This is a genomic window from Rhizobium sp. 22-785-1 (genome assembly GCF_053521965.1).
Genome location: NZ_JBNWDI010000002.1, coordinates 79,496 through 94,251 on the forward strand (window position 1 = coordinate 79,496; position 14,756 = coordinate 94,251).

The window sequence follows — 14,756 nt, forward strand, 5'->3', positions numbered from 1 at the left end:
ATCTCTCCTCCTGGGATCAGAGCCCGGCTGGGGCCTACTGTGAAGTAAAAGGGCTGCAACGGCCGATTGTTCCTTGCCCTTGCCGATATGCGGAAGAAGGCTCTCTATCTATTTCTGACGCAGTCGGCGCGCACGGCAGTTTTCAAAGGCCGTATCGATCATCGTTGAGGCCGCTTGAGGATCGTCGAAGACCATGTCGATCTCGACAACCTGGCTCATCCAGAGAAGCTCAGCCGCCGGCCCGGTTTTGCCCGAAAGCCGCACGGCATCCTTGGCTGTCGTCAGCGGCATGAGATCCTGTTTCTTCGCTTCTTCCATCAGATCGGCAAGTTCATCGTCGCTGAACTGATGGTGATCGGGAAACGATCGTCGAACGACGATTTCCGCATTGAGAGCCTCGGCCGTGCGGTAAAACTTGGTGGGATCGGCAATACCGGCAAAGGCCAGAACACGTTTTCCGGCAATGCCTGGCAGGGGGCGCGGCTGCGTGGAGGACACAAAGACGGGCTTTGCCGCACGGGCTGCGGTACGAATGATCGCATCTGCCTCCTGCCCGTCCCCCACTTTCAGGAGAGCCGACGCCTGCCGGATCTGTTCGCCCAGCGGCGCACGCACCGGGCCACTCGGCACGAGATGTCCGTTCCCTATCCCGCGCCGCGTATCGATAACGAGGAGGGCGTAATCCAGTGTCAGCCGGGCGCTCTGAAAACCGTCATCCATCACGATCAGATCGACACCCTCTCTGACCAGCCGCTCTGCACCCTCGATGCGTCTGCGTGAAATGACCGTCGTTGCTTCGCGTGCCAGTAGAAGCGGCTCGTCGCCGACAGCAGCGGAGCGATGGTGATCCGGATCGACCAGCGTCGTCACGTCAAGCGTGCCGCCATAGCCGCGGCTGAGGAAGCCGGGCTTCAAACCCCTGTCGAGTGCCGCGCGGGCAATAGCGATTGCCGTGGGTGTCTTTCCTGCCCCGCCGACGGTGAAATTGCCAATGCAGATCACTGGAACGGGAACCGAGGCGCGCCTGGCCGTTTTCATCCGTCGACCCGCCACACGGCCGTAGAGATATGAAAAGGGACTTAGTGCCCATGCTTCCCAGCCAGCTTTTCTCCACCAGAAAGGCGGCGCTTCAGACACCATTGGCGTATCAACTCCATGGGCACATTTATGGTAGCAAGAGCTACAACATGTCGCGCAAAAGTGTCCAGCGTTTTGCGACGATAAGGTGCGCTACACATCAAGGGGAAAGATCGCCAGACGCCTATAAATCCCAGAAAAGAAACGACATTGCAAAGCCTGTCCGAAATCAGACAGAGGCGCGTTCCGGCAGCAATGCCTCTATTCCGGTAATATCGTCGAAGCAGTAATCGCAATCGGCAGACAGGCTTTCGCGCGAGCCAGTGCCCGTTAGCACACCGACACGCAAGCCTGCGCCGGCATTGCGCGCCATATGCAGATCGTGATTGTTATCGCCGACCATTGCGACGCGCTCCGGCGTCAGGCCGATCGCCTCGCAGAAGCCGAGGACCATGCCTGGCTGCGGCTTGACGCCGTGACCACTGTCATAGCCTGCGACGAAATCGAGATGGACATCGAAGCCGAAACGTTTGGCCGTCTCGCGAATGGAGGCTTCGTTATCGCTCGAAGCAACGCCAAGCTTATAGCCCCTGTCCTTAAGTCGCCCGAAGAAGGACTTGAGATCTGTGACGGCCACAGACTGGCTTGCTGCCGCAGTGAAAAGGCGATCGAGGCGTTCGGTCAAACGCTTTAGATCACAAGGCGACCCCGCAGCAATCAATCCTGCGGCAATTTCTGCCGTATTGCCAGCCGCGAGCAGGCTGTCGGGCTTAACATGTCCTGTGACGGGGTCCATGCCGCATGCGAGGAGAAGCCGATCGGCAAGCTCGCCGTCGCCCATCGCTGCAATGGATGCGAGTTCACGATTAACTGGCCCCCAACTGGCGTCGTAACCGATCAGCGTACCGTCCTTATCGAAAAGGACCGCGGCGATGGCGGCAGTGGATTTCTGTGAAACCTGTTCGGCCAACTTTCAACCCACCGCGCTGCGTGGCTGAAGTTTCGCCGATACCGTCAGCGGGTTGATATAGGGCTCAAGCGCCTTGAGCGTCAGCGACAAGGCGCCGCGCAGATCCTGGATGACCTTTCCACCAGCATCGATCATCTTGTAGCGCTCATTGTCGTTGGCAAGCAGATAATGGACGGCCTTCGCCAGCATCTCGACATCGCGAATGATACGGCCACCGCCGGAGCGCAGAAGCTTCTGATACGCCTCGCGGAAATTCTGCACGTGCGCGCCCGAAAGAACCGCGCATCCAAGCATGGCCGGCTCCAGAGGGTTCTGCCCGCCTTCAGCCGTGAGCGATCTTCCAACAAAGGCAAGCTCCGTCAGCCGCAGATAAAGCCCCATCTCGCCAATGCTGTCGCCGAGAAAAATGTCCGTGTCGGGACCGATCACATCGTTGCGGCTTCTGCGCGCGACGTTGAGGTTCATACTCTTCAGCATAGCTTCGACCTCATCGCCACGTTCAGGATGACGTGGAACGATAATGGTCAACTGGCCATTGCGGGATTTGATCGCCGCATGGACGGTGGCGGCTGCCTTTTCCTCACCATCGAAGGTGGAAATCGCTGCCCATGTCTTCCGGTTGCCGATCTGTCGGCGATAAATGTCCAAGACCGCCTGATCACAGGGCGGTGGATCGGTGTCACCCTTGAGATTGCCAGACGTTACGACAGGCCAGGAGCCGAGGTCGCGAAACCGTTCAGCGTCCAGATCCGACTGGACGACCACCAGAGCGAGCTTGCTGAAAAGAGCTTCGGCGAAGTCGGAATGGCTCCGCCATCTGTCGAAGGAGCGGTCAGATATGCGGGCATTCACGCGGATTTGCGGAATATGCCGACGCTCCAGTTCCATCATCGTGACCGGCCAGATTTCCGATTCAGCGGTGATGGCCGCATCCGGTGCCCAGTAATTGAGGAAACGGTTGATGCAAATCTTGATATCGAGCGGCACATATTGATGGATCACATCGTCGCCGAGGCGGGTGCGGCTGATATCGGCCGACGTTACGGTGCCGGTGGTGAGAAGCACGTGAATGTCGCGCTTGCGGATTTCGCGAATGAGCGGAACCAGAGCCAGCGTTTCGCCGACACTTGCGGCATGGAACCAGACGAGCGGACCGCGCGGGCGATCTGCACTCGAATAGCCAAAACGTTCAAGCCGACGCTGTTTATCTTCTTTGCCCTTGGCCGCCCGGTAAGACAGGTAGGGCCGAGCGAATGGATAAGCCGCCATGCCCGCTATTCTATAACCCGAGAGGGCAAAACGTGCGATCCGGCTGTTCATACGATGCTGCCCTCGATCACTTTGCGCAATGCTTTTTCCCCGTTCTCATGCCCGGCTACTTCTGACGAAAATGCGTCTTTTTTGTTGTGATCAGGCGTGGGCACAAACAATATAGCTCACCGCCAGATATTGTGCGTCTCTCCCATGGAGACGCACTACCCATATGCATGACGAACTATAATAGTAAAAAAACGGCTGAAAAGACGTTATTTGTTCTCAGGGTCGAGAAGACGGTGCATATGCACTATAAAATAGCGCATATGGGCGTTGTCTACCGTCTGTTGCGCCTTGGATTTCCAGGCGCTGAGCGCGGTCGCGTAGTCTGGAAAGATGCCTACGATGTCAAGCGCGTTCAGATCGCGAAACTGCACGTCCTGAAGATTGTCGAGTTCGCCGCCAAATACGAGGTGAAGGAGCTGTTTCTTGTTATCCGCTTGCGTCATGTCCTGTCGTCTCTTCTTTCTTCTTAAAGGCGTTCAACGAAGTTTCCATCTGCTGGATTTCATCGCAAAAATCAACCTCTCCTCGATCTCCCAAGCTGCACTAGCAAGGTGGGCAACACGTGGTTGGCAGCCGCGCAAAGAGCGCCTTGCTTGACGCGTGCGCGGTTATAAATCAACGGTTTGCCGTCCATATCGACGAGTTGTCCTCCAGCCTGCTGCAAAATCAAATCGGCTGCGGCAAGATCCCAGTCATGCGAATTCGGCAACACAAGCGTGCCATCGATCCGCTCGTCCGACACCATCGCCAGTCGGTAAGCCAGTGAAGGAACATGCGGAATGCGCCGAACAGACGGTCTGAAGTCTGCCGGCAGACGTCCGATTACATCCTCGGGAGCGGCGAGCTGAATTGGGCCTTCCCGGTTGCCGGCAATCTGCAAGACGGCGCCGTTTTTAGTGGCCTGCGCATCCTGAACAGCAGTGAACTCCTCCGCCAGAGCAGGCGCCACCAAGGCCGCAACGACCGGTCGGCCCTTGTGGACAACAGCAACGCTGACGCACCAGGTATCCTTACCCCCAATAAAAGCTCTCGTTCCGTCGATCGGATCCACGATGAAGAGCGTCTCATGCGAAAGACGTTTTTCGTCATCGGTGGTCTCTTCGGAGAGCCAGCCATAATCCGGCCGGGCAGAGCGCAAAAGACCTTCGAGAATTTCATTGGCGGCATAATCGGCGGCACTGACCGGCGAATGTCCGCCGTCTTTCCACCAGACCTGCGGGTCTTTGCGAAAATACTGGAGTGCCACCTGTCCCGCCTCGCGGGAAGCCCTCAATACAAGGTCAAGGTCAGCCTGCCACTCATATCCCAAAACATTCGGTGTCATGTCGTCGTTCTGCACGTATCGCACATGTTCAATCATGCTCTCACATGCGCATGACGGTTGCTGGAAAGCAACCGCACATCAGCATGTCAGCGTCCCGCAATGGTCATGCCTTCGATGGCAAGGGTGGGCGCTGCCACACCATATTTCCGGTCGACGTCATTTGCGGGCGTGACACGCATGAACATGTCTTTGAGGTTCGACGCAATCGTCACCTCTGAGACCGCGAAAGAGGTTTCGCCGTTCTCGATCCAGAAACCGCTCGCGCCACAGCTATATTCCCCGGTGATCATGTTGGCGCCGTGGCCAATCAATTCGGTAACATAGAAGCCCGTTCCGACCTCACGGATCAAATCTTCCGGAGAGATATCGCCCGGCTCCAAGACAAGGTTGGTGGATGCGGGCGAGACGGATGTCCCACCGCGCACGCCGCGACCATTGGTCTCGAGGCCGATTTCACGCGCCGTGGAGGTCGAGAGGAACCAGTGGTTCAAGACACCGTCCTCGATCATTACCAGCTTTTCACCGCGCACGCCCTCGCCATCGAACGGACGCGAGGATGGACCACGCACGATCTGCGGATCGTCGGTGATGGAGAGACCCTTCTTTAGGACCTGCTGACCCATCTTGTCACGCAGGAAGCTGGTCTTGCGCGCCACCGACGCGCCGTTGATCGCGCCTGCAATGGAGCCGACAAAGCCGCGCGCGATACGGGGATCGAAAACAACGGTGATATTGCTGCCGGTATCGACCTGCCTTGGGTTGACACGCCGAACCGCCCGCTCGCCCGCACGGCGACCAATCTCTTCTGGTGCGTCTAGATCAGCGAAATAGAGGCGGCTGTCGTAGTCGTAGTCGCGCTCCATCTTCGTGCCTTCGCCAGCAATGACACTTACGGAACGGCCGAAACGGCTTCCCATATAGCTGCCGGCAAAGCCGTGGGAAGTCACAAGCACGAGCCCGCCCATGCCGCTGGATGCTCCAGCGCCAGAGGAGTTCGACACGCCCTTTACCGCAAGTGCTGCCTCTTCCGCAGCCAGCGCCGCATCCCGAAGCTGATCTGTGGAGACCTCCGTCGGATCGAAAAGCTGCAGGTCATCGTAAGACGTCGCAAGACGCTCCTTCTCGGCAAGGCAGGCAAAAAGATCTTCGGGTGAGACCTTGGCCATGGCAACGGCGCGCTCGGCAAGTGTCTTCAGGTCGAAGCCTGGGTTGGCCGACACGCTCGCAACCCGCTTGCCGACGAAGACACGCAACGAGAAATCGTCGCTCTCCGACGATTCGGTGCTTTCAACCTTCCCAAGCCTGACGCCGACCGACTGCGAGCGGGAGCGGACGATCACCGCATCGGCCTCATCGGCACCGGCACGCTTGGCGAGAGCGACGAGTTCGCTTGCACGGTCGAGAAGCTTGGACGAATCGATTTCTGAGGACATGAGGCGGGCCTTTCGTTGACCTTCATTTATGGCCGCGCTTTTGCCGCATCAAGGTCAAAGCGCCATTTCACCTGCATTTGAGCAGAAGCGCTTAAATATCGAGGCCACGCCCGCGATGAAACAGCTCGATTTGCATGTCGATCTGCCGCTTTAGATCATCCTTGATGACATCAGATTCGGCCAGCACCTCATGGGCTTTGAGGAAATCCAATACGCGGAAGCGGTTGACTGGCGGGCGCAGAAAAATATGCGGGGGGCGCATTCGCAGCTTCAGACCGATGGCTGACTGCATCATTAACTGGCTCGCCCCGAATAGGCTCTCTATGCGGCTCGGCATGGTGGTGCCATCACCTTCTGGCCCACCCACGACATCGACTGCGATGACGATATCGGCTTCATCGAGGAGATGCTCGTACGGAACAGGATTGAAGATGCCACCATCGATCATGATGCGATCATTCATGCGGATCGGCATGAAGAGCGCAGGAATGGCGGCGGATGCAGCAAGCGCCTGGCGCAGATCGCCGTCCTGGCAGATGACTTCCATCTGGGCGTAGTAGTCGGTCGCGATCACCTTAAGCGGAACACCGAGTTCGGCGAAATCGCGCGGCAGCGCGGAAGGCAAAAGCGCATCAAGAATGAGTTCGAGATTAAACTGGCCAAAGCGAAAACCGAAGGCGGCGTGGCGCATAGAGGCTGGACCAAGGCTCCAGAGCTTGTTGGCAACGCTGCCCTTCTTGCCCATGAGCGCCAGCGTGTAATCGCGGATTTCCTTGCCGCTCATGCCAGCGGCCATGCCAGCCCCCATGATGCCGCCGATCGAGGCGCCAGCAATCGCGCTTGGACGAATACCAAGTTCGTCCATCGCTTCTATAACGTTGATGTGGCAGATGCCGCGCGCTCCGCCACCGCCGAAAGCGATGGCGAAGGTGGGATCGCTTCTTTCCGGTGGCAACTCTTTGCGCTTACGCTTTTTTTCGGAGAGTTTATTTTTCTTCGCAGCCACGAGAACAGCCTCATTTCCTGTCATGCGGTCGCCTGGGCAAAGCGTGGCGACGGTCACCGTGGCACTGGCTCTATGACATAAAGACGACAGGACAGTGACGCGGGAGGTCTCCTCTCGCGTCAACCGAGGGGCTTCAAGGCTCGTAGCGGTAGAAATGCATTCTGGTGTCGCCGAAGGTGCGGCTTTCCAAAGGCTTGAATGCCGGATCGACCATCACGGCCACATCGCCTTGCTCTTCCAGAATTGCCAGGGCGCCAGGCACCAGCCAACCACCGAGATGGGCGGCCTGAAAGGCCTTTTCTCCGAGAGCCTGCCCATAGGGCGGGTCAGCAAATAGAAGATCGAAGGGTTCGATATTGTTGACCCCGCCAAGCTTGGTCGCATCGCGGCGCAGGATGCGGGCTCGGCCATGCAGACCAAGCGCATCGATATTCTCCCACAACAGCCCCCTGCCCTCAACGCCGTTTTCGACGAACAGGGCGACCCGACAGCCGCGCGACAGCGCTTCCAGACCAACTGCACCTGTGCCCGCGAAGACATCGAGAATACGGGTGCCGTCCAGGCTTTCCGGATAAGCATGGCTCAGAATATTGAACAGGCTTTCCCGCGTCCGGTCGATCGTGGGTCTGATGGCATTGGACTTAGGCGCAGCCAGGCTGCGACCGCGAAACTCACCGCCGACGATCCGCATCAGCCGCCGTTCCCTCGCGAGCCGCCTCTCGGACCGGACGATCTACCGCCCGATGGCTTGCCACCCGGGCCACGACCGCCACCACCCGACGGTTTGCCACCTGAACCTTTGCCGCCGGAACCTCTGCTGCTGCCCTTGCTGCCAAAGCCCCTCGGGCCGCTGCCGCCTTCGGAGCGTTCACCGCGCGGCTTGCCGAAGCCAGGCTTGCCGCCCGATGGTCTTCCACCGGAGGGCTTACCGCCAAAAGGCTTTGCGCCGCGGGGCTTGTCGCCAAAGGGACGTTCGCTGCGTGCTGGACGATCACCATCCTCACGCGGCTTGCGATCACCGAACGGGCGGTCACCCCGAGCAGGACGATCGTCGAACGAACGGGCTGGGCGATCCGAACGCTCGGTTCTGTCGCCGAAGGATCTTTCGCCCCGGGGGCGGTCACTGCGAGGGCGTTCGCTGCGCTCGCCATCTTCGCGCGGCTTGCGATCGCCGAAGGGGCGATCACCGAACTTGCGGTCACCACGAGGCTTGTCCGCAAACGAACCGCGTGCAGGACGATCGCCAGCTTCACGAGGCTTTCGGTCGCCGAAAGAGCGCTCGCCACGGCCTCGGCCGCGACCTTCATCGCGTCCGGCCTCATTGCTCGAATCCGAGCGGATCCATTCGCCCTCATCATCGGCATGGCGCACGACAGCGCGGCGGGCCTCAGCCTGTGCCGATGGCTGCTTAAAGACGCTCTCGGCTTCAGCGCGCGCAGAGAGCTTACGCGCCTTACCGTCGCGTGTCGGCTTGGCGCCAGGCGCCATCCAGACATTGGCTGTACGGTTGCTTCCAAGAGGCGGACGCTTCGGCCCGCGATCATCGGCTTCGGTTTCGTCCCTGCCCTTACCGGCGAACTTGCCGGCTGGCTTCGCTCCGAACTTGCCGGCAGGCTTGTCGGAGCGCTTGCCTTCAAAGCGGCCAGCGGAACGCTCGCCACCATCGCGCGACCGGCGCTCGGCCTGGTCCTGCTTGCCCCACTCGGCCTTGGCCGGCTTGGCAGGTGCTTCGTCCTCATCTTCTTCGGACTTGTGGTCATAGATCGGCGCATCGAAATTGGCGCCTGCGGCCTCGATCAGGCGCGGTCCAAGCTGGTCGCGCAGCATGCGACCGCGGACCTCGATGACCTGGCCTTCCGGCAGATCGCCCAGCTGGAACGGGCCATAGGAAACGCGGATCAGGCGGTTGACCTCAAGACCAAGCGCGCCAAGCACGTTCTTGATTTCGCGGTTCTTGCCTTCGCGAAGGCCCATGCTGATCCACACATTGTGGCCCTGCGTACGGTCGAGCGTCGCGTCGATCGCGCCATAGAGCACGCCGTCCACGGCAATGCCGTCCTTCAGCTTGTCGAGCGCTGCCTGATCAACCTCGCCATGGGCGCGCACACGGTAGCGGCGCAGCCAGCCGGTGGTCGGCAGTTCAAGCACGCGCGACAGGCCGCCATCATTGGTCAGCAGCAGCAAGCCTTCGGTATTGATATCAAGACGACCGATCGAAAGAACGCGCGGCAGTTCCTTCGGCAGGTTGTCGAAAACCGTCGGACGGCCTTCCGGATCGGAATTGGTGGTCACGAGGCCAGCAGGCTTGTGATAGAGCCATAGACGCGTGCGCTCCGCGCCACGGATCGGCACGCCGTCGACTTCGATCTTGTCGTCGAGCGTCGCATTGACGACTGGCGTATCCAGCTTCACGCCATTCAAGGACACGCGTCCTTCCATGATCATGCGCTCGACATCGCGGCGCGAGGCCACGCCTGCGCGCGCCATGATCTTGGAGATGCGCTCCGGCTTTCCGGCCGTCGTTTCGACGGCTGCGACTTCCGGCTTTTCCTTGAAAGGCTTTTTCTCACGCGCTTCTGACGGCTTAGCCGATGATTTCGGCTTCCTGTCGCGGTCGAATGTCTTGCCACCAGCGCGCTTCGGCTTGTCTTTGAATGTCATTTGTTGTTTGCCTGTTGTTTGCCGTGTCCTATCAGGTCACGCGGCGGCGGTTAAGAGGAAATTGCACCAAGCATGGCGGAAACGACGCATTTCATGGACATGGCGCTCGAAGAAGCGCAGGCAGCGGGTGCGCGTGGCGAAGTGCCGATCGGCGCCGTGCTCGTTTATGAAGGCCGCGTCCTTGCCCGTTCCGGCAATCGCACACGTGAATTGAACGACGTTACCGCCCATGCCGAAATTGCCGTAATGCGCATGGCCTGCGAAGAACTTGGCCAGGAGAGGCTTCCAGGCGCCGATCTTTACGTCACGCTCGAGCCCTGCACCATGTGCGCGGCGGCTATTTCTTTTGCCCGTATCCGTAGGCTCTATTACGGCGCGAACGATCCGAAGGGCGGCGGCGTAGAGAGTGGCGTTCGCTTCTACAGCCAGCCGACATGCCATCATGCACCCGATGTCTATTCCGGCTTCGCAGAAGTGGAGAGCGCCGAAATCCTGCGAGCGTTCTTCCAGACCAAGCGAGACTGAAGGCGCCCCAAAAAAATCAGTCGGCTGAAGCAAAAGCCGTAAGGGCTGCGCCTGAAAGACGGTATCGCACCCATTCGTCCTGCGCCTCGGCACCGATGGATTGATAGACGCGGATGGCCGGTTCATTCCAGTCCAGAACGCTCCACTCGAAGCGCCCACAGCCTTTCTCCACTGCAATTGCTGCCAGACGCTTCAACAGTGCTTTTCCTGCTCCAGAGCCGCGTGCATCCGGCGTCACATAGAGATCTTCCAAGTAGAGACCATTTCTGGAAAGCCACGTGGAATAGGTGAGGAACCATACGGCAAAGCCGATCGGCTGACCGTCACGCTCGCAGATCAGCGCGGAAGTCACGGATCCCTCTCCGAAAATGGAGGCCGTAATGCTTTCGACAGTGGCCTTCACCTCGTGCTCGGCGTTTTCGTAGATGGCCAATTCACGAATGAAGCGCAAGATGGTGGGCGCATCGGCGGCAACCGCGTCCCGGATCAGCAACGTCATGACAAATTCCTTTCACAGAGATGCTGAAACAGAAAACGCGACGCTATTGCGCCGCGTTCGGAAGGAAGGCCATGGAAGCCCTTACTGGAAGGGGTTCCACCAGCTTTTGCCGGTTCCGGCCAGAGCGGCGTTCTTTTTGCGCTCCTTTTCCTTCTTCAATTCCGGCTCCCCAAGATCGGTCAACTGGTCCTGAGACACGTTGCGATATTCTACCGGAGGATCGGTCAGATATTTGCGCGTATTGGTGTTGACGACCGTGCCGCCTTGCGCATCGGCCTTGGCCTTGCGGAACGCTTCCCACTTCTGGCTTTCGGTCATCTGGCCGTTCGTGCCGTTACCGGCCAGGAGCGGCGAACGATAATTGGGATTATCCTTGTTCGCCTCGGCTTCCTGGCGAAGGCGCTCCCGAGCTTCCTCCGGTGTTTCCGGCCACTGCGGGTTGTTTTCGCGATTGGCGAGGCTTTGCTGCGGCTGTGCCAGTTGATCGGCGCGAGCCTTTGCTGGAACGACCAGACCGGGGCGCGGACTGTACTTTACGTTGCGCTTGCTTTGGTCGCCAGTCAAAGAGGTGGCATTGCCAAGGTCGTCAAGGAGTTGTTCGCTTGCAGACTTACCCGTGCCGTAAGTCGGGCTGGTGCATGCGCTCAGCGCCAAGCAAGCGAAAGAGATGCCTGCCAAGGTGCGATACATGCGAAAACTCTGCGTCATGCTCATGAAACCCTTCCGCCCAGAACGCCGCGCGGCACGAATGACGCAAAACAGACGTTCTCCATATTAAAACTACGCGATACGCTTCCAGAAAATCACCCTGATCTTCCTATGTACGCGCAGATGTCCCGACGACCGGATGCACCCCTTGATGCGTAATTCCGACCATTTTCAGGCAGGTTTACCGGATGAACGGCGAAAGCGCAATTCATCCGGCCATTTTCTTGAGCGGAGGAGGTGTCAGACGCCGATACCGAGCTCACGCAGCGCCGCGGCATCGCGGGCCGAAACCTCCGGATATTGCGGATCGGAGCCGACATCGGTGGTGATCCGCCAGGAGCGGGCACATTTCAGCCCTTCCGCCAGCTTTTGCTCGACCGCCACCTTCTGCACCTCGCCAAGGCGGAATGCATCGGCCGGGCCTTCGCCAGCGACAACGGAGATTGCCGAGGTGATGCAGATTTCGGCAAAATCCTGGCCTTCAAGTGCCGCCATCAGATCCGGATCGGCAACGTGAACCACGGGCGCCGCTTCCAGCGAGGAGCCGATGCGCTTTTCACGACGCTCCACTTCCAGCGCGCCTGTCACGACCGTGCGGACCTTGCGGATCTTCTCCCACTTGGCATCGACCGCAGGGCTGTTCCATTCCGCCGGTATCGTCGGGAACTGTTCCAGATGAACGGATTGCGCATCCGAGTATCGCGACAGCCATGCTTCCTCCGTGGTGAAAGGCAGCATCGGTGCCAGCCACGTTACGAGGCAATCGAAGAGCTTGGCGATTACGTAAAGAGCCGAGCGACGCTTCAATGACGACGGCGCATCGCAGTAGAGCGCATCCTTGCGGATATCGAAGTAGAAGGCCGAGAGCTCGACGTTGGAGAAATCCACCAGCGCGCGGGCGATCTTCTTGAACTCGAAGCTGTCATAGCCCTCACGCACGACCTTATCGAGTTCGCTCAAGCGATGCAGGACGAGCTTTTCCAGCTCCGGCAGATCGGCGTAGGCGATCTCCTCGCCCTTGTCGTGAGCAAGCGTGCCGAGCATCCAGCGGATGGTGTTGCGCAGTTTGCGATAGGCATCGACATTGGTCTGGATGATGGCCTTGCCGAGACGCTGATCGTCCCAGTAATCGGTGGTCATGACCCACAGGCGCAAGATATCGGCGCCCGCATCCTTCATCACATCCTGTGGCGCAACGACGTTGCCCTTGGACTTCGACATCTTCTCGCCCTTCTCATCCATGGTGAAGCCATGGGTGACGACGGCGTTGTAAGGCGCGCGGCCGCGCGTCGCGCAGCTTTCCAGCAGCGACGAGTGGAACCAGCCACGATGCTGGTCCGAGCCTTCGAGATAGACGTCAGCCGGCCACTTGAGGTCCGGGCGGTCTTCCAGCGTGAAGGTGTGGGTGGAGCCAGAATCGAACCAGACATCGAGAATGTCTATGACCTGATGCCACTTGGCGTGGTCGTGGTCGTTGCCCAGGAACCGCTCCTTGGCGCCTTCAGCAAACCACGCATCCGCGCCTTCTGCTTCGAACGCTTCGAGAATACGGGCGTTGACGGCCTCGTCCACCAAGACCTCGCCCTTGTCGTCGGCGAAGACGGCGATCGGAACGCCCCAGGCGCGCTGGCGCGACAGGACCCAGTCCGGGCGATTTTCGATCATGGCGCGCAGGCGGTTCTGGCCGCCGGCAGGAACGAAGCGAGTGTCGTCGATCGCAGACAGGGCTCTCGAGCGCAGCGTGGTGCCGTCGCTGAGTTCCTTGTCCATGTAGACGAACCATTGCGGCGTGTTGCGGAAGATAACAGGCTTCTTCGAGCGCCAGCTATGCGGATAGCTGTGCTTGAGGCGGCCACGGGCAAATAGGTTGTTCGCACCAATCAGCGCCTTGATAACGCGCTCGTTGGCATCACCCTTCTTGCCGTTATCGTCCATCACGCGGGCAGCGCCGCCCTCTGCCGAGGGACCGAAGCCGGGAGCATCTTCCGTGTAGAAGCCATCATCACCGACGGTGAAGGGGATTTTCGCCGAGATGCCACGCGCTTCCAACTCACGCGCCTGCGCCATCCATGCGTCGAAGTCCTCACGACCGTGACCGGGAGCGGTATGCACGAAGCCCGTACCGGCATCGTCGGTGACGTGATCGCCATCGAGCAGCGGCACCTTGAAATCGTAGCCGAGATGGGCCAGCGGATGGGCGCTGACGAGATTTCCTAGCTCATCGGAAGAAACGTCCCGGACGCGCTTGAATTCCAGCTTCGCCTTGGCAAAGCATTCGGCCGCCAGCTTGTCGGCAAAGACGAGCTTCTCGCCCGGCTGCGGACCAAAATCATTAGCAGCAGCCGTGACTTTATAAAGGCCATACTGGATGCGCGACGAGAAGGAGATCGCGCGGTTGCCCGGGATCGTCCATGGCGTCGTGGTCCAGATGACGACGGACGCGCCTGCCAGTTCGTCCGAGCCTTCGACGACCGGGAATTTCACCCAGATCGTGTCGCTTTCGACATCGTGATACTCGACTTCGGCTTCCGCCAGTGCGGTGCGCTCGACAACCGACCACATGACCGGCTTGGAGCCACGATAGAGCTGGCCGCTCTTGGCGATCTTCAAGAGTTCGCCAGCGATGCGCGCTTCGGCGTGAAAGTTCATCGTGGTGTAGGGGTTGTCGAAATCGCCCTCGATGCCGAGGCGCTTGAACTCTTCCGACTGAACCTTGATCCAGCCCGCGGCAAAGTCACGGCATTCCTTGCGGAATTCGTTGATCGGAACCTCGTCCTTGTTCTTGCCCTTGGCGCGATAGGCTTCCTCGATCTTCCATTCGATCGGCAGGCCGTGGCAATCCCAACCTGGAACATAGTTGGAGTCGTAACCGCGCATCTGGAAGGAACGGGTGATGACGTCCTTCAGGATCTTGTTGAGCGCATGGCCGATGTGGATGTTGCCGTTCGCATAGGGAGGGCCATCATGCAGCACGAATTTTTCGCGGCCGGCGGCAGACGCACGCAGCTTCTTGTAGAGGTCCATTTGCTGCCAGCGCTTGACCAGCTCCGGCTCTTTCTGCGGCAGGCCGGCGCGCATCGGGAAATCCGTCTGCGGCAAGTAAAGCGTTGCGGAGTAATCGATTTTTTCTGCGGTGTCGTTCATGATCGTACCATTATCGCGGCGCCGAATAAGGCTCGCGCCGTCTCAACAAAAAAGAGGGCTTAGCGAAGGCACTTGGGAACAAGCGCCAA

General features: G+C 59.4%; 13 protein-coding genes. 1 reads left to right on the plus strand and 12 read right to left on the minus strand.

What is annotated here, in order from left to right; translation table 11 throughout:
• Positions 1-108: 108 nt before the first annotated feature.
• The 9 genes from lpxK to ACQZ5M_RS05200 form a co-directional block, all read right to left on the minus strand.
• Positions 109-1,140 (minus strand): tetraacyldisaccharide 4'-kinase, encoded by a 1,032-nt coding sequence (lpxK, locus tag ACQZ5M_RS05160; protein ID WP_449079225.1) that lies wholly within the window; start codon positions 1,138-1,140, stop codon positions 109-111.
• A gap of 166 nt (positions 1,141-1,306) precedes the next feature.
• Positions 1,307-2,047 carry an HAD family hydrolase gene (locus ACQZ5M_RS05165; RefSeq protein ID WP_296078056.1) on the minus strand — a complete coding sequence of 247 codons (741 nt, stop codon included), beginning with the start codon at positions 2,045-2,047 and terminating at the stop codon, positions 1,307-1,309.
• Positions 2,048-2,050: 3 nt separating this feature from the next.
• Entirely contained in the window at positions 2,051-3,367 is a 1,317-nt protein-coding gene (gene waaA, locus ACQZ5M_RS05170) for a lipid IV(A) 3-deoxy-D-manno-octulosonic acid transferase (RefSeq protein ID WP_296016851.1), read from the minus strand.
• 206 nt (positions 3,368-3,573) lie between these two features.
• Positions 3,574-3,810, minus strand: coding sequence for a DUF4170 domain-containing protein (locus ACQZ5M_RS05175; protein ID WP_296016853.1), 237 nt, complete (start codon positions 3,808-3,810; stop codon positions 3,574-3,576).
• Between the two features lie 71 nt (positions 3,811-3,881).
• Positions 3,882-4,691: a 3'(2'),5'-bisphosphate nucleotidase CysQ gene (locus ACQZ5M_RS05180; protein ID WP_449079362.1), complete on the minus strand. Its 810-nt coding sequence runs from the start codon at positions 4,689-4,691 to the stop codon at positions 3,882-3,884.
• Between the two features lie 86 nt (positions 4,692-4,777).
• On the minus strand, positions 4,778-6,124 hold the full coding sequence (locus tag ACQZ5M_RS05185) for a TldD/PmbA family protein (protein WP_449079226.1): 1,347 nt from the start codon (positions 6,122-6,124) through the stop codon (positions 4,778-4,780).
• Between the two features lie 91 nt (positions 6,125-6,215).
• The gene (locus ACQZ5M_RS05190) at positions 6,216-7,154 is read right to left on the minus strand and encodes a patatin-like phospholipase family protein (protein WP_449079227.1); all 939 of its coding nucleotides are present in this window, start codon (positions 7,152-7,154) and stop codon (positions 6,216-6,218) included.
• Positions 7,155-7,263: 109 nt separating this feature from the next.
• A complete protein-coding gene (rsmD, locus tag ACQZ5M_RS05195; protein WP_296041489.1) occupies positions 7,264-7,821 on the minus strand; it encodes a 16S rRNA (guanine(966)-N(2))-methyltransferase RsmD in 558 nt (185 codons plus the stop codon).
• Complete coding sequence (locus ACQZ5M_RS05200) at positions 7,821-9,791, minus strand: pseudouridine synthase (RefSeq protein WP_449079228.1); 1,971 nt, start codon at positions 9,789-9,791, stop codon at positions 7,821-7,823. Before ACQZ5M_RS05200 ends, rsmD begins: the two co-directional genes overlap by 1 nt.
• 72 nt (positions 9,792-9,863) lie before the next feature.
• On the opposite strand from ACQZ5M_RS05200, the gene ACQZ5M_RS05205 reads away from it, so the two are divergent.
• Positions 9,864-10,316 (plus strand): nucleoside deaminase, encoded by a 453-nt coding sequence (locus tag ACQZ5M_RS05205; protein ID WP_296016867.1) that lies wholly within the window; start codon positions 9,864-9,866, stop codon positions 10,314-10,316.
• A gap of 16 nt (positions 10,317-10,332) precedes the next feature.
• Here ACQZ5M_RS05205 and ACQZ5M_RS05210 read toward each other — a convergent pair whose 3' ends face one another.
• From ACQZ5M_RS05210 to ileS, 3 genes are all read right to left on the minus strand, one after another.
• Entirely contained in the window at positions 10,333-10,815 is a 483-nt protein-coding gene (locus tag ACQZ5M_RS05210) for a GNAT family N-acetyltransferase (protein WP_296016869.1), read from the minus strand.
• Between the two features lie 81 nt (positions 10,816-10,896).
• On the minus strand, positions 10,897-11,529 hold the full coding sequence (locus tag ACQZ5M_RS05215) for a hypothetical protein (protein WP_296016870.1): 633 nt from the start codon (positions 11,527-11,529) through the stop codon (positions 10,897-10,899).
• A 234-nt stretch (positions 11,530-11,763) separates the two neighbouring features.
• On the minus strand, positions 11,764-14,667 hold the full coding sequence (gene ileS / locus ACQZ5M_RS05220; protein ID WP_449079229.1) for an isoleucine--tRNA ligase: 2,904 nt from the start codon (positions 14,665-14,667) through the stop codon (positions 11,764-11,766).
• Between the last annotated feature and the right edge of the window lie 89 nt (positions 14,668-14,756).

What these genes read in the sequence shown, in the direction of transcription:
- lpxK (WP_449079225.1), bottom strand. Translation starts at nt 1,140, where the DNA reads ATGGTGTCTGAAGCGCCGCCTTTCTGGTGGAGAAAAGCTGGCTGGGAA.
- waaA (WP_296016851.1), bottom strand. Translation starts at nt 3,367, where the DNA reads ATGAACAGCCGGATCGCACGTTTTGCCCTCTCGGGTTATAGAATAGCG.
- ACQZ5M_RS05175 (WP_296016853.1), bottom strand. Translation starts at nt 3,810, where the DNA reads ATGACGCAAGCGGATAACAAGAAACAGCTCCTTCACCTCGTATTTGGC.
- ACQZ5M_RS05180 (WP_449079362.1), bottom strand. Translation starts at nt 4,691, where the DNA reads ATGACACCGAATGTTTTGGGATATGAGTGGCAGGCTGACCTTGACCTT.
- ACQZ5M_RS05185 (WP_449079226.1), bottom strand. Translation starts at nt 6,124, where the DNA reads ATGTCCTCAGAAATCGATTCGTCCAAGCTTCTCGACCGTGCAAGCGAA.
- ACQZ5M_RS05190 (WP_449079227.1), bottom strand. Translation starts at nt 7,154, where the DNA reads ATGACAGGAAATGAGGCTGTTCTCGTGGCTGCGAAGAAAAATAAACTC.
- rsmD (WP_296041489.1), bottom strand. Translation starts at nt 7,821, where the DNA reads ATGCGGATCGTCGGCGGTGAGTTTCGCGGTCGCAGCCTGGCTGCGCCT.
- ACQZ5M_RS05200 (WP_449079228.1), bottom strand. Translation starts at nt 9,791, where the DNA reads ATGACATTCAAAGACAAGCCGAAGCGCGCTGGTGGCAAGACATTCGAC.
- ACQZ5M_RS05205 (WP_296016867.1), top strand. Translation starts at nt 9,864, where the DNA reads ATGGCGGAAACGACGCATTTCATGGACATGGCGCTCGAAGAAGCGCAG.
- ACQZ5M_RS05210 (WP_296016869.1), bottom strand. Translation starts at nt 10,815, where the DNA reads ATGACGTTGCTGATCCGGGACGCGGTTGCCGCCGATGCGCCCACCATC.
- ACQZ5M_RS05215 (WP_296016870.1), bottom strand. Translation starts at nt 11,529, where the DNA reads ATGAGCATGACGCAGAGTTTTCGCATGTATCGCACCTTGGCAGGCATC.
- ileS (WP_449079229.1), bottom strand. Translation starts at nt 14,667, where the DNA reads ATGAACGACACCGCAGAAAAAATCGATTACTCCGCAACGCTTTACTTG.